Raw genomic sequence first — 16,753 nt, forward strand, 5'->3', positions numbered from 1 at the left:
CTCCACGCGCGCGTGGAGGCCTACGGCAGCCCGGGTTCGGTGCGCCCTTCGAACCTGTACGAGGCGCAGCGCGCGCTCAGTCGGCGGTAGCCGCGGCCAGGCCCGTCCGGTACTGCCCGGGGGTCGTGCCGAACTCCCGGCGGAAGGCGTGCGACAAGGCGTACGGCGTGCTGTAGCCGACGCGCCGGGCGACGGCGGCCAACGGGTCCGGGGTGTCGCGGAGCAGGGCGGCGGCGCGGGTGAGCCGCCACCAGGTGAGGTAGGCCATCGGGGGCCGGCCGACGAGGGCGGTGAAACGGCGGGCCAGGGTGGGCCGGGAGACCCCGGCCTCGGCCGCGAGGAGTTCGTTGGTCCACGGGGCGGCCGGGTCGGTGTGCAGGGCCCGCAGGGCGGCGGCGGTCACCGGATCGCCGAGGGCGGCCGGCCAGGTTCCGGCCCTGCCGGCCCGGCTTCCCGGGGCGGCGTTCGCGGCCGTCCAGGAACGGATCATGTAGACGAGGAGCAGGTCGAGCAGGCTCGGCAGGGCGACCCCGGAGCCGGGGCGCCGCTCGCCCACCTCGTGGCCGAGCAGGGCGATGGCGGAGCGGAGGCCGGGATCGGCGCCGCCCGCGCCGCCGGTGCCGTCGGGACCGTCGGCGCCGCGGTCGTCCCGGTTCGGCAGGTGGACGAGCGGGGGGAGCTCCGCGAGGAGCGGGTGGACGTGGCTGCGGTCGAGCCGGTACTTGCCGCACAGCATCTCGACCGCGGCGCCGTCCTCGACCGCGGCGCCGTCCTCGCTCCCTGCGACGACGGGCGGCCGCGACCCGGTCCCGGCCGACCACCGCTCGAAGGACACGGCGCGCGCGAGCCGCGCCGCGTCGGCGGGCCCGTCGGCGATCACGTGCCCGGTCCCGTGCGGCAGCAGGACGGCGTCGCCCGGGCCGAGTTCGACCGGCTCGCCGCCGTCGGGCAGCAGCCAGCAGTGGCCCTCCAGGACGACGTGGAAGCCCGCGCCGTCGTACGGGGCGAGGCGGGTGCACCAGCTCCCGGCGACCCGGACCCGCTGGGAGGAGGGCCGTCCGATCCGTACGGCCGAGATCGCGTCGCTCACCACGTCCATCGCGCCAGCGTAGCCCTGCGGGGCCGACCGGCGGCGCCACGGTGAGACGTACGCGTATCCGGTGGAGTCGTACGGGCATTGAGAGGCTCATCCGCGCTCCCTAACGTCGACGGCATGACACAGGAGAGCGCACAGCGCGTGGTGGTGGGGGACGTCGAGGTCGTCCGGGTCGTCGAGTGGCAGGGGCCGTTCGCGACCGCCGGCGAGCTCGTCCCCTCGGCCGACGGGGAGACCTGGAAGGACAACGAGGACTGGCTGGCACCGGACCACTGGGATCCGGAGAGCGACCGGGCGGTCATGGCGCTGCAGACATGGGTGCTGCGCAGCGGGGGACGGACGATCCTGGTCGACACCGGGGTGGGCAACGGGCGCGAGCGGCCCGGCTCGCCGCAGTTCCACCACTGGCAGGGGGACTTCCTCGGCGTCCTGGAGCGGGCCGGGGTCCGCCCCGAGGACGTGGACGTCGTCGTCAACACCCATCTCCACGCCGACCACGTCGGCTGGAACACCCGAGCCGCCGACGGCAGCGACAGCGGCGGGGACGTCGGCGGCGGCATCGGTGGCGGGGAGTGGGTGCCGACCTTCCCGCACGCCGAGTACCTCGTACCGGCGGCGGACGACGCCCACTTCGGGCCGGACAACGCCTACGGCGGCGGCCGGAGCGAGAGCGACCGATTCGTCTACGAGGACAGCGTCGCGCCCCTCCACCGCGCGGGGCGGATCGTGCTCTGGGACGGCGTCCACCGCATCGACGAGCACCTCACCCTGGAGTCCGCGCCCGGTCACACGCCCGGGTCGGCCGTGCTGAGACTCGCGTCGGCGGGGGAGCGGGCGGTCTTCGTCGGGGACCTGCTGCACAGTCCCGTGCAGATCCTCGACCCCGCGCACAGCAGCTGCTTCTGCCTGGACGCGCGAGGGGCGTCGGTGAGCCGCCGCCGGATCCTGGAGCGGGCCGCCGACGAGCGGGAGCTGGTCGTGCCCGCGCACTTCGGCGGGTCTGGCATCGCCGAAGTGCGCAGGGAGGGGAGCGGGTTCAGGATCGCCGGGAGGGGGCTCCGGGTCAGGCGCTGACGGGGGACTTCCCGGCGGATCCGACGTCGCCGACGCCCTTGCCGGGCTCGACGGCGAGGCCGGGCTCGACGGCGGCGTCGATGGCCGCGTCGACGACGCTGCCGCTGTCGGCGTCACGGTCGATGGCGATGTCGTCGTCGAGGGCCTTGCGCAGCCGCACGGTGTAGCCGACGGCGGCGAGGACGCCGATGGCGAACGTCACGGCCCAGAGGACGTTCGGGCCGGGACCGCCGACGAGGGCGCCGGCGCCGATCGGGGCGACGAAACCGGCGACGGCCCAGGACATGCCCATGACGCCCTGGTAGCGGCCGCGGGCGTGCTCGGGAGCGAGGAGGGCGGTGGCGGCGGCGTTCGTCGGGACGTGGATCATCTCGCCGACGGTCCAGACGACGACGGTCGCGGCGAAGGCCACCACGGAGGAACCCGCGAGGGCGGTGGCGCCGGTGCCGAGGGCGAAGAGAAGAGAGGAGAGGGACAGCAGGAGGACGGGGGAGCGCTTGTCGGTCACCTTGTTGACGAGCAGCTGGAAGCCGACGATCACGATGCCGTTGACGGCGATGACGACGCCGTAGGACGAGGGCGAGAGGCCCTTGTCCGCCATGGTGAGGGGCAGGCCGATCCATGGCGCGGTGAAGACGAGGCAGACGAAGAGGTTGAGGAGGACGAGGGTGCGGAAGGGTGCGTCGCGCAGCACGGTGAGCATGCTCACCTCGGCCTCGACGACCGGCTTGCCGGCCTTGTCGGTCCGGGCCTCGGGGCGGGTCTCGGGGAGGCGGAGGAAGACGATCAGGGCGCACAGCGTGGTGGCGACGGCGTCGACGACGAACAGCGTCCGGTAGCCGAGGAAGATCGCGGCGCCGCCGCCGATGGAGGCGATGGCGAAGCCGAGGTTGAGGGCCCAGTAGTTGAGGGCGTAGGCCCGGCGCACGTCGTGGGCGGGGACCATGTCGGCGATGGTGGCGTTGATGGACGGGCGGACGGCCTGCATCGCGACGCCCATGAGGAGGACGACCGTCGCGATGGCCCACGCGCTGGTGACGAAGGCGAGGGCGGCGGCGGACGCGGCGGCCGCGAGGTGCATGGTGACCATGGTGGGGCGGCGGCCCCAGCGGTCGGTGAGCGCGCCGCCGAGCGGGGAGCCGGCGACGCCGCCGAGGCCGTGCAGGGCGACGACGAGTCCGGCGAACCACGCCGAGTGTCCGAGCTCCACCGTCAGATAGAGGGAGAGGAACGTGAGGACGAAGGCCCCGGTCCGGTTGACCAGGGTCGACAGCCACAGCCACCAGAAGCCCTGCGGGAGGCCGGAGACGGTCTCACTGGCTGATCGTCTGAGCGAAGCGATGGACATGTGTGGCCGGCCCCCTGCTATCTGTAAGTCCCTCTTACGGCTCTCGTAACTTACGCATCTCAGGTGTCGGACGCCAGCGGATTGACGACGCGTGTCAATCGTCAGGGGTCCATTAGGCTCGTACGCATGGCCGACGCACCGTACAAGCTGATCCTCCTCCGCCATGGCGAGAGCGAGTGGAACGAGAAGAATCTGTTCACCGGTTGGGTGGACGTGAACCTCACCGCGAAGGGTGAGAAGGAGGCGACGCGCGGCGGCGAGCTGCTCAAGGACGCCGGCCTGCTCCCCGACGTACTGCACACCTCCCTCCAGAAGCGCGCCATCCGCACCGCCCAGCTCGCGCTGGAGTCCGCGGACCGCCACTGGATCCCGGTGAACCGTTCGTGGCGCCTCAACGAGCGCCACTACGGCGCCCTCCAGGGCAAGGACAAGGCCCAGACGCTCGCCGAGTTCGGCGAGGAGCAGTTCATGCTGTGGCGCCGCTCCTACGACACCCCGCCGCCGCCGCTCTCGGACGACAGCGAGTTCTCGCAGGCGCACGACGCGCGCTACGCGACGATCCCGCCGGAGCTGCGCCCGGACACCGAGTGCCTGAAGGACGTCGTGGAGCGCATGCTCCCGTACTGGTACGACGCGATCGTCCCGGACCTCCTGTCGGGCCGCACGGTCCTGGTCGCGGCTCACGGCAACAGCCTCCGCGCGCTGGTGAAGCACCTCGACGGCATCTCGGACGAGGCCATCGCGGGCCTCAACATCCCGACGGGCATCCCGCTGGCCTACGAGCTCGACGAGAACTTCAAGCCCCTCAACCCGGGCGGTACCTACCTCGACCCGGAGGCCGCGGCGGCGGCCATCGAGGCGGTCAAGAACCAGGGCAAGAAGTAGCGGCAACCGTGATCATGCCCCTGGCCTGCGCTCATGGCGCAGGGCAGGGGCATTCTCGCGTTCTGGGCCCACGCTGGACCCTCAGCGCGGACCGGCGCGCACCCGTGCGGCTGCGGTCGGAGGAGCCGACCGCCGCGACCCGCTTCCCTCTCACACCGCCACTCGGTCCGGTGCGCCGCCCGGCGGCGGCCCGAGTACGGGCCCGGCCGGAAAAACACCGGCGCCCGTCCCTCCCCGCCGTTACCGTCGCGCCATGAGCACCCGTTCCTCCCTCCGCCTGGAGAAGGTCACCCCCGCCACCATCGACGCCGCCCTCGACCTGCGCGTCCACCTGCACCAGGAGCGGAACGTCTCCCCCGTCGTGCGGTCCCTCGCCGAGGCCTACGCCTACGGGGAGGCCGCCTGGCCGCGGCTGATCTTCGACGGGGACGAACTCGTCGGCTTCCTGATGGCCTTCCTCGACCTCCAGTGGGACGCGCAGAAGGACCCCGCCGACCGGCGCAGCGGCCTCTGGCGGCTCAACATCGCCGCCGAAGGGCAGGGCAAGGGGTACGGCCGCTTCGCCGTCGAAGCCGTCCGCGACGAGCTGCGCCGACGCGGCGCGTCGCGGCTGTACGTCACCTGGGCACCCGGCGACGAAGGGCCCGGCGCCTTCTACGAGCGTCTCGGCTTCCGTACGACGGGGGAGACCAGCGGCGACCAGGTCGTGGGTGTGCTGGACACATAGGGGCGGGGAGAGCCAGGACCGAGGGGGTGGGGTGCGGATGCCGCACCCCACCCCCTCGGCCACATCCGATCAGCCCGAGCAGCCGCCGCACTGGCACGGGCCGCCCGACTGGCAGCCGCAGCCGCAGCCCGAGCCGCACCCGCAGGCGCCCACGAGGGGCAGGTGCACCGCCTCCCGCGGTGCCTCCGCCCCGGAGTCGGTCGTGTTGGGGGATTCGGCCATGGGGGTCCCTCCCTTTCGAGGCGCACGTCGCCTCCCCCCATTGCATGCCCACCCGGACCGGCGCATCAACGGCGCATCGGCGCCCGTGGCGCTACGCGCCCTCGACCGGCGCGTCCGCCGCCTGGAGCTCGTCCGCGTGCTCACCCGTCACCAGGTACACCACACGCTTCGCCACCGACACCGCGTGGTCGGCGAACCGCTCGTAGTAGCGGCCGAGCAGCGTCACGTCGACCGCCGTCTCGATGCCGTGCTTCCAGCGGTCGTCGATCAGGTGCTGGAACAGCGTCCGGTGCAGCAGGTCCATCTCGTCGTCGTCCTGCTCCAGCTGGAGCGCCAGGTCGACGTCCTTCGTGATGATGACCTCCGCCGCCTTCGCCATCAGGCGCTGCGCCAGCTGCCCCATCTCCAGGATGGTCGCGTGCAGGTCCCGCGGCACCGCGGACTCGGGGAACCGCAGACGGGCCAGCTTCGCCACGTGCTGCGCCAGGTCGCCCGAGCGCTCCAGGTCGGCGCTCATCCGCAGCGAGGTGACCACTATCCGCAGGTCCGTCGCCACCGGCTGCTGCCGCGCGAGCAGTGCGATGGCCCGGGCCTCCAGTTCGTGCTGGAGGTCGTCGACCTTCTGGTCGGCGGCGATCACGCTCTCCGCGAGCTTGAGATCCGCGTCGAGCATCGCCGTGGTGGCGCGCCCGACCGCCGACCCGACGAGCCGGGCCATCTCGACCAGGCTCTCGCCGATCGAGTCCAGTTCCTCGTGGTACGCGTCCCGCATGGATGTCCCTCTCTACGCAAAGCTCGGCAAAGCTCCGGGGTCCGGATTGGGGTCCTCGGATCCCCACGCTCCCACGTTCGGCCCCTCACGCGTCCGGCTCCACCCGCGCACATGAATCAATACTTTCCCTCAGGTGAACTCTGGGCGACGTAAGCCATCGCTCCTCTGAGGGCATGTGAACCACTCAGGTCCTCGGAGTGAACTCTGAGCGACGAGTGTTCGAGCAGCCACTCGGACGGCTGGGAGAGAGTCCTCGCACCCGCATAACCTGGGAGGCATGGACGTGAACGCGGCGGTCGCCGCATTGGCCGCGATCGCCGGCGTGTGCACCGGCGTGATCGCCATGCTGGCGTTCCGCTGGAGCGAGCGCGACCAGGCGAGACCCACCCGTACTTCCCTGCACACCGACGCCGTGCTCCCGCCCGGAGTCGACACCGTGCTGTCCGTGCTGCGCTCCTCCGCGGTCGTCCTCGACGAGAGCGACTCCGTGGTGAAGGCCAGCTCGGCGGCGTACGCGCTCGGCCTGGTCCGCGGCGGGAAACTGGCCGTCGAGCCCATGCTCAACATGGCCCGTGACACCCGCCGGGACGGAGAGATACGGCAGGTGGAGCTGGACCTGGCCCGGCGCGGCAGCGGACGCGGCGAGGCCCTCGCCGTCTCCGCCCGGGTCGCCCCGCTGGGCTCGCGCCTCGTGCTGCTGCTGGTCGAGGACCTCACCGAGGCCCGTCGTATCGAAGCGGTACGGCGCGACTTCGTCGCCAACGTGAGCCATGAGCTCAAGACCCCGACGGGCGCGCTCTCCCTGCTCTCCGAGGCGGTCATGGACGCCTCGGACGATCCCGAGGCGGTCACCCGCTTCGCGGGCCGCATGCAGATCGAGGCGACCCGCCTCACCAACCTCGTACAGGAGCTCATCGACCTCTCCCGCGTGCAGAACGACGACCCGCTGGAAGACTCCGAGCCCGTGTCCGTGGACGAACTCGTCGCCGAGGCGATCGACCGCTCGCGGCAGCCCGCCTCCACCAAGCAGATCACCATGGTGTCGGGGGGTGCGGCCGACCTCTACGTCTGGGGCAGCCGCGGCCAGCTCGCCGCCGCCCTGGGCAACCTCGTGGAGAACGCGGTCAACTACTCACCGGCCCGTACGAGGGTGGGCATCGCCGCCCGCCGCATCGCGGCGCCGGGCGGGGACCTGATCGAGATAGCCGTGACCGACCAGGGCATCGGCATCTCCGAGAGGGACCGCGAGCGCATCTTCGAGCGCTTCTACCGCGTCGACCCGGCCCGCTCCCGCGCCACCGGCGGTACGGGACTCGGCCTGGCCATCGTCAAGCACGTGGCCGCCTCCCACGGCGGAGAGGTCACCGTCTGGAGCACCGAGGGTCAGGGCTCCACCTTCACCTTGCGGCTGCCCGAGGCGGGCGCCGTACGGGACCGCCGACCCGCCTCGTCCCCCACCCCTGATCTCATGACCGAACCGCTTCCTGCCCCGGAGGTCCTTCCGTGACCCGAGTGCTTGTCGTCGAGGATGAGGAATCCTTCAGCGACGCCCTGTCCTACATGCTTCGCAAGGAGGGCTTCGAGGTCGCAGTAGCGGCGACCGGGCCCGACGGTCTCGACGAGTTCGAGCGCAACGGGGCCGACCTCGTCCTCCTCGACCTGATGCTTCCGGGGCTCCCCGGTACCGAGGTGTGCCGTCAGCTGCGCGGCCGCTCGAACGTCCCCGTCATCATGGTGACGGCCAAGGACAGCGAGATCGACAAGGTCGTCGGGCTGGAGATAGGAGCCGACGACTACGTGACGAAGCCCTTCTCCTCGCGGGAGCTGGTCGCCCGCATCCGCGCGGTCCTGCGCCGCCGCGGTGAGCCGGAGGAGGTCACCCCCGCGGCCCTGGAGGCCGGCCCGGTCCGGATGGACGTCGACCGCCACGTGGTGACGGTCGCGGGCGGCAAGGTCGACCTGCCCCTGAAGGAGTTCGACCTCCTGGAGATGCTGCTGCGCAACGCGGGCCGTGTGCTGACCCGTATGCAGCTGATCGACCGGGTCTGGGGCGCGGACTACGTCGGCGACACCAAGACCCTCGACGTCCACGTCAAGCGCCTCCGCGCCAAGATCGAGCCGGACCCGGGCGCCCCGCGCTACCTGGTCACGGTCCGTGGCCTGGGCTACAAGTTCGAGCCGTAGACCGAAGCCCGTCCCACGCGCCGGACGGAGTCCGGCGCAGGGTCAAGCAGGCCGGATACGTGTGAAGGGCGCCCTCCCCGCCGGGGAGGGCGCCCTTCACACGTCCGCGGTCAGTGGCCGGCCGAGTGGCTCGCCTCGCCCGACGGCTCGCCGGTGGCCTCGCCACCGTGCTCGCCCTCGCCGCCGTGCTCGCCCTCGCCCGAGGGCGACGCCGTGGCGGTCGGCTCGGTGCCCGGGGGCGCCGGGATGATGGCCGGGCCGAAGTCCTTGAAGTAGCTGGTCGCCGGGACGACGAAGGCGTCCAGGCTCACGTCGCCGGTGCGGCTGAGCTTGAAGACGACCTCCTGCGCGTCACCGTCGCGGGTGGCCTCGCTGCCGTTCTCGATGACGGCGGAGGCGTTGCCCTCGCCGCCGATGACGACGGAGCCGTTGGCCGGGACGACGACCGGGCCGGCGCCCGAGGCCGGCTTCAGCGCCACGGAGGTGTTGCTGCCCGGCAGGGTGATGGACTGGATCGTCTGGGGCAGCCCGCCGTTGTTGAAGACGGTGGCCGAGACGACGGCCGGGCCCTTGGCCACGTTCAGGGGCTGGGTGATCACCAGAGCGTTCTGGATCTTGACGTCGTCCACGGTGACGGCGGCGTTGTCCGGCTTGACGCCGAGCGTCTGCGCGTCGTTGCCCGCCCCACAGGCGGACAGTGCGGCGATGGAGAAAGCGATGGCGGTGGCGGCGAGGGCGCCGCGTCGAAGGCTGCGGCTCACGGCGGCGGCATCTCCTAGGACGTACGGACTGGCTACGGACAGGCTTCGGACCACTCCGGGACCAAAGACCAACTAAGGGTGTGTCAGCGCGCTCAGGTTACCGAGCCGCACTCTCCGTCCCGCACCCGACCCGCCCCTTACCGGCCACAGGGTCTCCGGGGGCGGCGCCGGGGACGGCGCCCGGGCGGCCCCGGTACGGCCACGGAGCGGTCCCGCGTGCCGTCCGCCTCTCGCCGTGATCCGGCCGCCATGGCCGGATCACGACCCATTGACCTGTTGTTCACATAACCGCCTTGATCAATTCGAGGGCCGCCCCGCATTCCCCGGAGCCGTACCTCCGGAAAAGCCGGGACGGGCGTCCGCTGATCAATTGCGGAATCACCCCGTGATGCATCCGTACGGGTGGACGATCCTCGAACGGAGTACGTTGGGAAGGCCACGCCGAACCCGACAAAACGGGGCATCGGCCCTCCTTGGAGGGGCTTCGGGTAGGTGTAACGTGCGCGTTTCTCTCCGTCCGCGCAGCCGCTCCGACCTGCGAATACCGCCTTCCGGAAGCCCTCCGCAGCACGTTCGTGTTGCTGTTGTCAAGCCCCGAGATATGCCCTGACCTGCGAAAACGCCATTCAGAAGAAGCTGTATCCGTGTTACCCTGGATAGCCACGGAAGGGGTACCTGTCACATGACGTTCAAGGTTGGCGACACCGTGGTCTATCCCCATCACGGGGCCGCGCTGATCGAGGCCATCGAAACTCGCCAGATCAAAGGCGTGGACAAGACCTACTTGGTGCTCAAGGTCGCGCAGGGCGACCTGACGGTTCGTGTGCCGGCGGACAATGCGGAGTTCGTCGGTGTTCGCGACGTAGTCGGTCAGGACGGGCTGGACCGGGTCTTCGAGGTGCTGCGCGCACCGTACGCCGAAGAGCCGACGAACTGGTCCCGTCGCTACAAGGCAAATCTCGAGAAGCTCGCCTCCGGCGATGTCATCAAGGTCGCCGAAGTAGTCCGCGACCTGTGGCGGCGTGAGCGCGAGCGCGGTCTCTCCGCCGGTGAGAAGCGCATGCTCGCCAAGGCTCGGCAGATCCTGGTCAGCGAGCTGGCCCTCGCGGAGAACACGAACGAGGACAAGGCCGAGGCTCTCCTCGACGAGGTCCTCGCGTCCTGAGCGTGCTCTGAAGACATCCGAGCGCGCTACCAAGTGAAGCGATGCCGCGGTGCCCGCTGGCGTGCTGTGATCCACACAGTGCTGCCGCCGGGCACTGCGGCATTTCACGAGTGCCTCGCTTCACCACCGAGACAGTGCACGACCGCGACAGCACGCGTGCTCCTGTACGCACGTTCGCGTACGCGTGTTCATGTACGTATGCTCTCGTTCCCCCTGTTACGTCCGAACCCCTGTGCGCGGGCGCCAACGCCTCGACCGTCGTCACGGAAAGGGCCCGGCCAAGGCGGAGCGTCCGGCACGGTGAGGCCATACCCATGTCGGCCGCGGAAACAAACCTGCCGGAGTGCAACCGATGTCAGACGAAGCGCGTCCTCCTCGTACCGCTGTGGTGATCCCGGCGGCCGGACGGGGCGTACGCCTCGGTCCGGGCGCCCCCAAGGCGCTGCGCGCGCTGAACGGCACCCCCATCCTCATCCACGCCGTCCGTGCGATGGCCGCCTCCCGCGCGGTCTCGCTCGTCGTCGTGGTCGCCCCCTCCGACGGCGTCGCCGAGGTCAAGAACCTCCTCGACGCCCACGCCCTCCCCGAGCGCACCGACTACCTCGTCGTACCCGGCGGTGACACCCGCCAGGAGTCCGTACGCCTCGGACTCGACGTGCTCCCCGAGGGCATCGGCACCGTCCTCGTCCACGACGCGGCCCGCCCGCTCGTCCCCGTCGACACCGTGGACGCGGTCATCGAGGCCGTACGGGACGGGGCGGTCGCCGTCGTCCCCGCGATGCCCGTCTCCGACACCGTCAAGGAGGTCGAGCCGGCCGAGAAGCCGGGCGACCCCGAGCAGGTCGTCGCCACCCCGGTCCGGGCCCGGCTCCGCGCCGTCCAGACCCCCCAGGGCTTCGACCGCGACACCCTGGTCAACGCGCACGCCACCGTCGCCCTCACCGGTGAGGGCGCCACCGACGACGCCGGTATGGTCGAGCGGCTCGGCGCGCCCGTCGTCGTCGTGCCCGGCCACGAGGAGGCCTTCAAGGTGACCCGCCCCCTCGACCTCGTCCTCGCCGAGGCCGTACTCGCCCGCAGGAGGGCCAACGATGGCTTCTGATCTCCCCGTGCTGCCGCGCACCGGCATCGGCACCGACGTCCACGCCTTCGAGAAGGGCCGCGAACTCTGGTGCGCGGGCCTCCTCTGGGACGCCGACGAGAACGACGGGCACGGCCTCGCCGGGCACTCCGACGGTGACGTGGCCGCCCACGCCGCCTGTGACGCGCTCTTCTCCGCCGCCGGCATCGGCGACCTCGGCGCCCACTTCGGCACCTCCCGCCCCGAGTACTCCGGCGCCTCCGGGGTCACCCTCCTCGCGGAGGCCGCCCGGATCGTCCGCGCCGAGGGATACGAGATCGGCAACATCGCAGTCCAGGTCATCGGCGTCCGCCCCAAGGTCGGCAAGCGGCGCGACGAGGCGCAGAAGGCGCTGAGCGAGGCGGCCGGCGCACCGGTCTCCGTCTCCGGCACCACTACGGACGGCCTCGGTCTGACGGGCCGCGCGGAGGGCCTCGCGGCGCTGGCGACGGCCCTCGTGTACCCGGTGGCCCGCCCGTAACCGCGTTCCGGGGCGTCCGTCATCACGTTCACCGGTACCGGCATCCACCGGTACCGGTGAAAAACGTCATCGGAGACGGCGAACAGGTATCGGGGCACTACCACACGCCCACTACCCTGGAGTGGTGACTATTCGCCTGTACGACACCAGCGCCCGGCAGATCCGTGACTTCACCCCGCTCACGCCGGGCCAGGTCTCGATCTACCTCTGTGGTGCCACCGTCCAGGCGGCCCCGCACATCGGCCACATCCGGTCGGGGCTGAACTTCGACATCATGCGCCGCTGGTTCGCGTACCGCGGCTACGACGTCACGTTCATCCGCAACGTCACCGACATCGACGACAAGATCATCAGGAAGGGCGCCGAGCAGGGCCGCCCCTGGTGGTCCATCGGCTACGAGAACGAGCGCGCGTTCAACGCGGGCTACGACGCGCTCGGTTGCCTTCCGCCGACGTACGAGCCCCGCGCCACCGGGCACGTCCCCGAGATGATCGAGATGATGCGCGGCCTCATCGAGCGCGGCCACGCGTACGAGGCCGACGGCAGCGTCTACTTCGACGTGCGCTCCTTCCCGGGCTACCTGGAGCTGTCCAACCAGGACATCGACGACCTCCGCCAGCCCGACGAGGGCGTCTCCGGCAAGCGCGACCCGCGCGACTTCGCGATGTGGAAGGCGACCAAGCCGGGCGAGCCCGACTGGGAGACCCCGTGGGGCCGCGGCCGTCCCGGCTGGCACCTGGAGTGCTCGGCGATGGCCCACAAGTACCTGGGCTCCGCCTTCGACATCCACGGCGGCGGCCTCGACCTGATCTTCCCGCACCACGAGAACGAGATCGCCCAGGCCAAGGCCTTCGGCGACGACTTCGCCTCGTACTGGGTGCACAACGCCTGGGTCACCATGGCCGGCGAGAAGATGTCGAAGTCGCTCGGCAACAGCGTGCTGGTGTCCGAGATGGTCAGGAACTGGCGCCCCATCGTCCTCCGCTACTACCTGGGCACCCCGCACTACCGCTCGATGATCGAGTACAGCGAGGAGTCCCTGCGCGAGGCCGAGTCGGCGTTCGCCCGGATCGAGGGCTTCGTCCAGCGCGCCACCGAGAAGGCGGGCAAGGACGTCGCCCCCGCCGCCGAGGTGCCGCCGGCCTTCGCCGAAGCCATGGACGACGACCTGGGCGTGCCGCACGCGCTCGCGATCATCCACACCACCGTCCGGCAGGGCAACAGCGCCCTCGCCGCGGACGACAAGGACGAGGCCATCGCCCGCCTCGCCGAGGTCCGGGCCATGCTCGGCGTCCTCGGCCTGGACCCGCTCGACCCGCACTGGGCCGAGGAGAGCGGTGGCGGCGACGAGCTCCACGGCGCCGTCGACACCCTCGTACGGCTCGTGCTCCAGCAGCGCGAGTCGGCGCGCGAGCGCAAGGACTGGGCGACCGCGGACGCGATCCGCGACCAGCTCAACCAGTCCGGCCTCGCCATCGAGGACAGCCCCGACGGACCCCGCTGGACGCTGGGCAACCGTTAGAAGACGTGCCGCTCGGGCCTCCGGGCGGCACACTTCAGTTACAGACCTTGTACGAGGGCGAGTACGCCTCCGTACGCAACACCGAGGATTAGGTAGTCATGGCCGGGAACAGCCAGCGCAGGAACCGTCGCACGTCCAACAAGAAGGGTGCGACGATCGGCAGCGGTGGCCAGCGGCGCAAGGGCCTCGAAGGCAAGGGCCCGACGCCCAAGGCCGAGGCCCGCAAGGGCCACAAGGCATTCCGCGTCAACAACGCGATGGCCCGGAACGCGGCCAAGCGCAAGCCGGTCGCCCGCCGCGGCGGCAAGGGCCTGTCCGAGATGGTCGTCGGCCGCAACCCGGTCTTCGAGGCCCTGCGCGACGGCGTGCCCGCCTCGACGCTGTACGTGCAGCAGTTCATCGACAACGACGAGCGCGTGCGCGAGGCCCTGAACCTCGCCACCGGCCGCGGCAACATCAACATCATGGAGGCGCCGCGCCCCGAGCTCGACCGGATGACGAACGGCCTGAACCACCAGGGCCTCGTCCTCCAGGTCCCGCCGTACGAGTACGCGCACCCCGAGGACCTCGTCACGGCCGCGTTCGACGACCACGACGACCCGCTGATCGTCGCCCTCGACGGCGTCACCGACCCGCGCAACCTCGGCGCCGTCGTCCGCTCCGTCTCCGCCTTCGGCGGTCACGGTGTCGTCGTGCCCGAGCGGCGCGCCGCCGGCATGACCGCCGGTGCGTGGAAGACGTCGGCCGGCACCGCCGCCCGTACCCCGGTCGCCCGCGCCACCAACCTGACGCGCTGCCTGGAGCAGTACCAGAAGGCCGGTGTCACGGTCGTCGGCCTCGCCGCCGACGGTGACCGCGAGGTGCACGAGCTGGAGGAGCTGGGCGGTCCGGTCGTCATCGTCGTCGGCTCCGAGGGCAAGGGCCTGTCCCGCCTCGTCGGCGAGACCTGCGACTTCCTCGTCCGCATCCCGATGCCGGGCGGCGCCGAGTCGCTGAACGCCGGTGTCGCCGCCGGTGTCGTGCTCTACGAGGCGGCCCGCCGCCGGATGGCCCGCTGACACTGGGCCCGTGACGCAGCGGCGGTACGTGCGCCGGCAGCCCGCCTGCTGTTGCGCTCCGGCAGCCCGCCTGCTGTAGCGCTCCGGCAGCCCGCCTGCCGTGATGGACCGCCGGTGCGCCTCGCCGGACCGGCGCGCGTTCCGGCGCCCCTGCCCCGTCCGTACCCGCGCCCGCCTCAGGCCGTCAGGCCTGCCAGGCGGGCGCGGGTCATCGCGGCGATGGTGAAAGCGTCCGTGACACGGCCGTCGGCGATCATCTCCTCGGCCTCCGCGAAGGGGATCGTCAGCGAGCTCCGGATCGCCTCCGACGCCGCCAGCCGCCCGATCGCGTCGATCCGGGCCGCGAAGAGCAGGACGCGGTCGCCCGTCATCCCGCTGTCCGGATGCAGCTCGCCCAGCGGGATCAGCTCCCGCACCCGCGCCCCGATCTCCTCGTCGAGCTCCTTCGCCGCGTTCGCCGCGCCCGTCAGGCCCCGGGTGCCGAATCCCCGGGGCAGCTCCCACTGCCAGGACCGGGTGGCGTGCCGGTAGTGCTCGATGAGCACCACCCGGTCGCCGAGCAGCGGCAGCACCACACAGCCCGGCTCGGCCGTCGTGCTCACCGAGCGGATGTACGTGCCCTCGCGGCCGTCCGGGAAGCGCACCGGGTCCCGGACGAGCAGGACGTACGGGTCCTGGTAGAGCACCCCGCAGTCGGCGGCCGCGACCGCTTCAGGGTCGGTGAGGATCTCGATGCCGCCCGGTTCGTTGCGGAACAGCTCGGGCCGCTCCGTACGCAGCTGCTCGTAGCGGTGTGCGGGCTCCATGCTCATGTGCGGACTGCCTTTCCCGGCCCCCCGGGGCCGGCTCGTGCTCGGCGCGCCGGTCGGGATCGGATCCGGCGCTCGTGGTCGGTCGGGCGCCGGTCCGGGGTGGGCTCCGGCGCTCGCTACGGGGCGGGCTGGCACTGCTGGTCGGCCTGGCGGGGCGCGCCGGGCAGCCGTCCCGTCTCGACGACCCGCCCGCCGTACGCCCCCAGGATCGCCTCCCAGTCCCGCTTCAGACTGCCCAGCCGCAGCGTCGGCAATGTCAGCGAGTGCCCGAGTCCTCCGCGCCGGCCCTTCCCGCCCCGGTCACGGAACTCCAGCCGGAGCGTCAGCGCGCCCGCGGCCGCGGTGAGCAGCTGGATCGACCCCGCGAGCAGCGACACTTCCTCGCCGCTCGTCACCTGGAGGGCGACCCCGCCCGCCTCGATGACCAGGACCGAGACGATGTCCCGGGTGAAGCCGTTCCCGCTGCCGCTCGTCGCGCGCGCGGTCCGCAGCATCCGCGCGTGGCGCCGCGCCACCTCGGAGGTGCCCGCCGCGAACTCCTCGGGAGTGGGGATCCGCCCGTCCTCGAAACCGCCCCGGACGAATGTGTCCAGGGAGTCCACGTACGCCCGCCACTCCTCCTCCCGCCGCAGCCGGTTGATGTCGGCGAGGGAGAGACCGGCGTACGAGTTCGGCCCGTCGACCGCCCGGTGCAGCGCGTCGGCGAACAGATCGCGCAGCAGTCGGCCGATCGCCTCCGGGTCGTCGTCGCGGGGCCGCAGGTCGGTGCGGAGCTCCTGGAGCGTCGAGCGGGGCGGGGAGTCCGGCGGGGTGACCGGGATCAGCCCGCCGGCCCGGGGCACGCCCAAGCTGTAGAGCAGGTCCACCAGTTGCTTGGTGGGGACGACGTGATCGCCCTCCCGCAGCAGGTTCTGGTACGGCTCGGTGCCGGGCCGGGTGATGAACCGCTGGTAGAGAGCGTTACGGGTGATGTCCCGGTCGTTGTCCTGCTCACCGGCCCAGAAGTAGATGTCCTTCAGGACGCCCTCGCGCATCGACCGGGCCAGCTCCTCCGGGATGCCGAGGTCCTTGGCGAGCTGCGGCGCGCGCAGCCGGCGGAGGGAGGAGACGTTCGTGGAGAAGAAGTTGCCGATCTGGCCGGCCTTGTCGCGGTTGGCGTCGTCGTCCCAGTCGAAGCGCACGAGCGCGGGCTCGGCCTCCTCCGTGACGAGCCGGCGCCAGGCGTGTCCGACGGCACGGTCGTAGGCCCAGGCGAAGTCCGCGGCGGGCTCCCGTTCCGTGTACAGGTAGGGGACCAGCACCCGGTCGTTGAGGAGCCGGACGAAAGCGTCCCGCTCGATGGGATCGGCGGACGGCAGGTAGTTCGAGTACAGCGCCTCGTTGTTGAGGAGGAACGCCCGGTTGACCACCAGGGTGCCGCTGTTCACGAGCGAGCGGCGCAGTTCGGCGGAGGCCGCGGAGACCGCTTCGGCGGGCGGCCCGGCGGGCGCGGAGGCGTGCTGGCGGGCGTCGGCGAGACCGGCGGG

17 protein-coding genes are annotated in these 16,753 nt (G+C 71.7%); 10 read left to right on the top strand and 7 right to left on the bottom strand.

Annotated features, from left to right (window positions below):
- Positions 1-76: 76 nt before the first annotated feature.
- Entirely contained in the window at positions 77-1,099 is a 1,023-nt protein-coding gene (locus AOK00_RS16575; RefSeq protein WP_055601082.1) for an AraC family transcriptional regulator, read from the bottom strand.
- 114 nt (positions 1,100-1,213) lie between these two features.
- Between AOK00_RS16575 and AOK00_RS16580 the strand changes: the two genes are divergently transcribed.
- Positions 1,214-2,170 (top strand): MBL fold metallo-hydrolase, encoded by a 957-nt coding sequence (locus tag AOK00_RS16580; RefSeq protein WP_055601083.1) that lies wholly within the window; start codon positions 1,214-1,216, stop codon positions 2,168-2,170.
- Here the strand turns inward: AOK00_RS16580 and AOK00_RS16585 are convergent.
- The gene (locus AOK00_RS16585; protein WP_055601084.1) at positions 2,160-3,518 is read right to left on the bottom strand and encodes an MDR family MFS transporter; all 1,359 of its coding nucleotides are present in this window, start codon (positions 3,516-3,518) and stop codon (positions 2,160-2,162) included. The two genes, AOK00_RS16580 and AOK00_RS16585, sit on opposite strands and share 11 nt — an antisense overlap.
- A gap of 126 nt (positions 3,519-3,644) precedes the next feature.
- Between AOK00_RS16585 and AOK00_RS16590 the strand changes: the two genes are divergently transcribed.
- The gene (locus AOK00_RS16590) at positions 3,645-4,403 is read left to right on the top strand and encodes a phosphoglyceromutase (RefSeq protein WP_055601085.1); all 759 of its coding nucleotides are present in this window, start codon (positions 3,645-3,647) and stop codon (positions 4,401-4,403) included.
- Between the two features lie 253 nt (positions 4,404-4,656).
- Complete coding sequence (locus AOK00_RS16595; RefSeq protein ID WP_055601086.1) at positions 4,657-5,130, top strand: GNAT family N-acetyltransferase; 474 nt, start codon at positions 4,657-4,659, stop codon at positions 5,128-5,130.
- A gap of 69 nt (positions 5,131-5,199) precedes the next feature.
- On the opposite strand, the gene AOK00_RS39445 is transcribed toward AOK00_RS16595, so the two are convergent.
- Positions 5,200-5,352 (bottom strand): hypothetical protein, encoded by a 153-nt coding sequence (locus AOK00_RS39445; protein WP_173861576.1) that lies wholly within the window; start codon positions 5,350-5,352, stop codon positions 5,200-5,202.
- Between the two features lie 91 nt (positions 5,353-5,443).
- The gene (phoU, locus tag AOK00_RS16600; RefSeq protein WP_030323218.1) at positions 5,444-6,124 is read right to left on the bottom strand and encodes a phosphate signaling complex protein PhoU; all 681 of its coding nucleotides are present in this window, start codon (positions 6,122-6,124) and stop codon (positions 5,444-5,446) included.
- A 277-nt stretch (positions 6,125-6,401) separates the two neighbouring features.
- Between phoU and AOK00_RS16605 the strand changes: the two genes are divergently transcribed.
- Entirely contained in the window at positions 6,402-7,631 is a 1,230-nt protein-coding gene (locus tag AOK00_RS16605; RefSeq protein WP_055601087.1) for a sensor histidine kinase, read from the top strand.
- Positions 7,628-8,308: a response regulator transcription factor gene (locus tag AOK00_RS16610; protein WP_015035162.1), complete on the top strand. Its 681-nt coding sequence runs from the start codon at positions 7,628-7,630 to the stop codon at positions 8,306-8,308. Before AOK00_RS16605 ends, AOK00_RS16610 begins: the two co-directional genes overlap by 4 nt.
- A 110-nt stretch (positions 8,309-8,418) precedes the next feature.
- On the opposite strand, the gene AOK00_RS16615 is transcribed toward AOK00_RS16610, so the two are convergent.
- Positions 8,419-9,069 (bottom strand): hypothetical protein, encoded by a 651-nt coding sequence (locus tag AOK00_RS16615; protein ID WP_055601088.1) that lies wholly within the window; start codon positions 9,067-9,069, stop codon positions 8,419-8,421.
- A gap of 682 nt (positions 9,070-9,751) precedes the next feature.
- Here AOK00_RS16615 and AOK00_RS16620 point away from each other — a divergent pair.
- From AOK00_RS16620 to rlmB, 5 genes are all read left to right on the top strand, one after another.
- Complete coding sequence (locus AOK00_RS16620; protein WP_003953493.1) at positions 9,752-10,234, top strand: CarD family transcriptional regulator; 483 nt, start codon at positions 9,752-9,754, stop codon at positions 10,232-10,234.
- A 352-nt stretch (positions 10,235-10,586) separates the two neighbouring features.
- The gene (gene ispD, locus AOK00_RS16625; protein ID WP_055601089.1) at positions 10,587-11,336 is read left to right on the top strand and encodes a 2-C-methyl-D-erythritol 4-phosphate cytidylyltransferase; all 750 of its coding nucleotides are present in this window, start codon (positions 10,587-10,589) and stop codon (positions 11,334-11,336) included.
- A complete protein-coding gene (gene ispF / locus AOK00_RS16630; protein ID WP_030323213.1) occupies positions 11,326-11,835 on the top strand; it encodes a 2-C-methyl-D-erythritol 2,4-cyclodiphosphate synthase in 510 nt (169 codons plus the stop codon). The genes ispD and ispF overlap by 11 nt, the downstream gene beginning before the upstream one ends.
- Positions 11,836-11,959: 124 nt before the next feature.
- Positions 11,960-13,357 (top strand): cysteine--tRNA ligase, encoded by a 1,398-nt coding sequence (cysS, locus tag AOK00_RS16635; protein WP_055601092.1) that lies wholly within the window; start codon positions 11,960-11,962, stop codon positions 13,355-13,357.
- 98 nt (positions 13,358-13,455) lie between these two features.
- On the top strand, positions 13,456-14,415 hold the full coding sequence (gene rlmB, locus AOK00_RS16640) for a 23S rRNA (guanosine(2251)-2'-O)-methyltransferase RlmB (RefSeq protein ID WP_055601090.1): 960 nt from the start codon (positions 13,456-13,458) through the stop codon (positions 14,413-14,415).
- 176 nt (positions 14,416-14,591) lie between these two features.
- Here the strand turns inward: rlmB and AOK00_RS16645 are convergent, their stop codons facing one another.
- The gene (locus tag AOK00_RS16645) at positions 14,592-15,227 is read right to left on the bottom strand and encodes an NUDIX hydrolase (protein ID WP_254047384.1); all 636 of its coding nucleotides are present in this window, start codon (positions 15,225-15,227) and stop codon (positions 14,592-14,594) included.
- Positions 15,228-15,343: 116 nt separating this feature from the next.
- Positions 15,344-16,753: hypothetical protein (locus AOK00_RS16650; protein WP_055601091.1), on the bottom strand; the 1,410-nt coding region annotated here is incomplete at its 5' end.

Origin of the sequence: Streptomyces aureus (assembly GCF_001418135.1) — a bacterium.
Taxonomy (GTDB): domain Bacteria; phylum Actinomycetota; class Actinomycetes; order Streptomycetales; family Streptomycetaceae; genus Streptomyces; species Streptomyces aureus_A.

Excerpts from the sequence above, each read along its gene's own strand:
- AOK00_RS16575 (WP_055601082.1), bottom strand. The coding sequence starts at position 1,099 with ATGGACGTGGTGAGCGACGCGATCTCGGCCGTACGGATCGGACGGCCC.
- AOK00_RS16580 (WP_055601083.1), top strand. The coding sequence starts at position 1,214 with ATGACACAGGAGAGCGCACAGCGCGTGGTGGTGGGGGACGTCGAGGTC.
- AOK00_RS16585 (WP_055601084.1), bottom strand. The coding sequence starts at position 3,518 with ATGTCCATCGCTTCGCTCAGACGATCAGCCAGTGAGACCGTCTCCGGC.
- AOK00_RS16590 (WP_055601085.1), top strand. The coding sequence starts at position 3,645 with ATGGCCGACGCACCGTACAAGCTGATCCTCCTCCGCCATGGCGAGAGC.
- AOK00_RS16595 (WP_055601086.1), top strand. The coding sequence starts at position 4,657 with ATGAGCACCCGTTCCTCCCTCCGCCTGGAGAAGGTCACCCCCGCCACC.
- AOK00_RS39445 (WP_173861576.1), bottom strand. The coding sequence starts at position 5,352 with ATGGCCGAATCCCCCAACACGACCGACTCCGGGGCGGAGGCACCGCGG.
- phoU (WP_030323218.1), bottom strand. The coding sequence starts at position 6,124 with ATGCGGGACGCGTACCACGAGGAACTGGACTCGATCGGCGAGAGCCTG.
- AOK00_RS16605 (WP_055601087.1), top strand. The coding sequence starts at position 6,402 with ATGGACGTGAACGCGGCGGTCGCCGCATTGGCCGCGATCGCCGGCGTG.
- AOK00_RS16620 (WP_003953493.1), top strand. The coding sequence starts at position 9,752 with ATGACGTTCAAGGTTGGCGACACCGTGGTCTATCCCCATCACGGGGCC.
- ispD (WP_055601089.1), top strand. The coding sequence starts at position 10,587 with ATGTCAGACGAAGCGCGTCCTCCTCGTACCGCTGTGGTGATCCCGGCG.
- ispF (WP_030323213.1), top strand. The coding sequence starts at position 11,326 with ATGGCTTCTGATCTCCCCGTGCTGCCGCGCACCGGCATCGGCACCGAC.
- rlmB (WP_055601090.1), top strand. The coding sequence starts at position 13,456 with ATGGCCGGGAACAGCCAGCGCAGGAACCGTCGCACGTCCAACAAGAAG.
- AOK00_RS16645 (WP_254047384.1), bottom strand. The coding sequence starts at position 15,227 with ATGAGCATGGAGCCCGCACACCGCTACGAGCAGCTGCGTACGGAGCGG.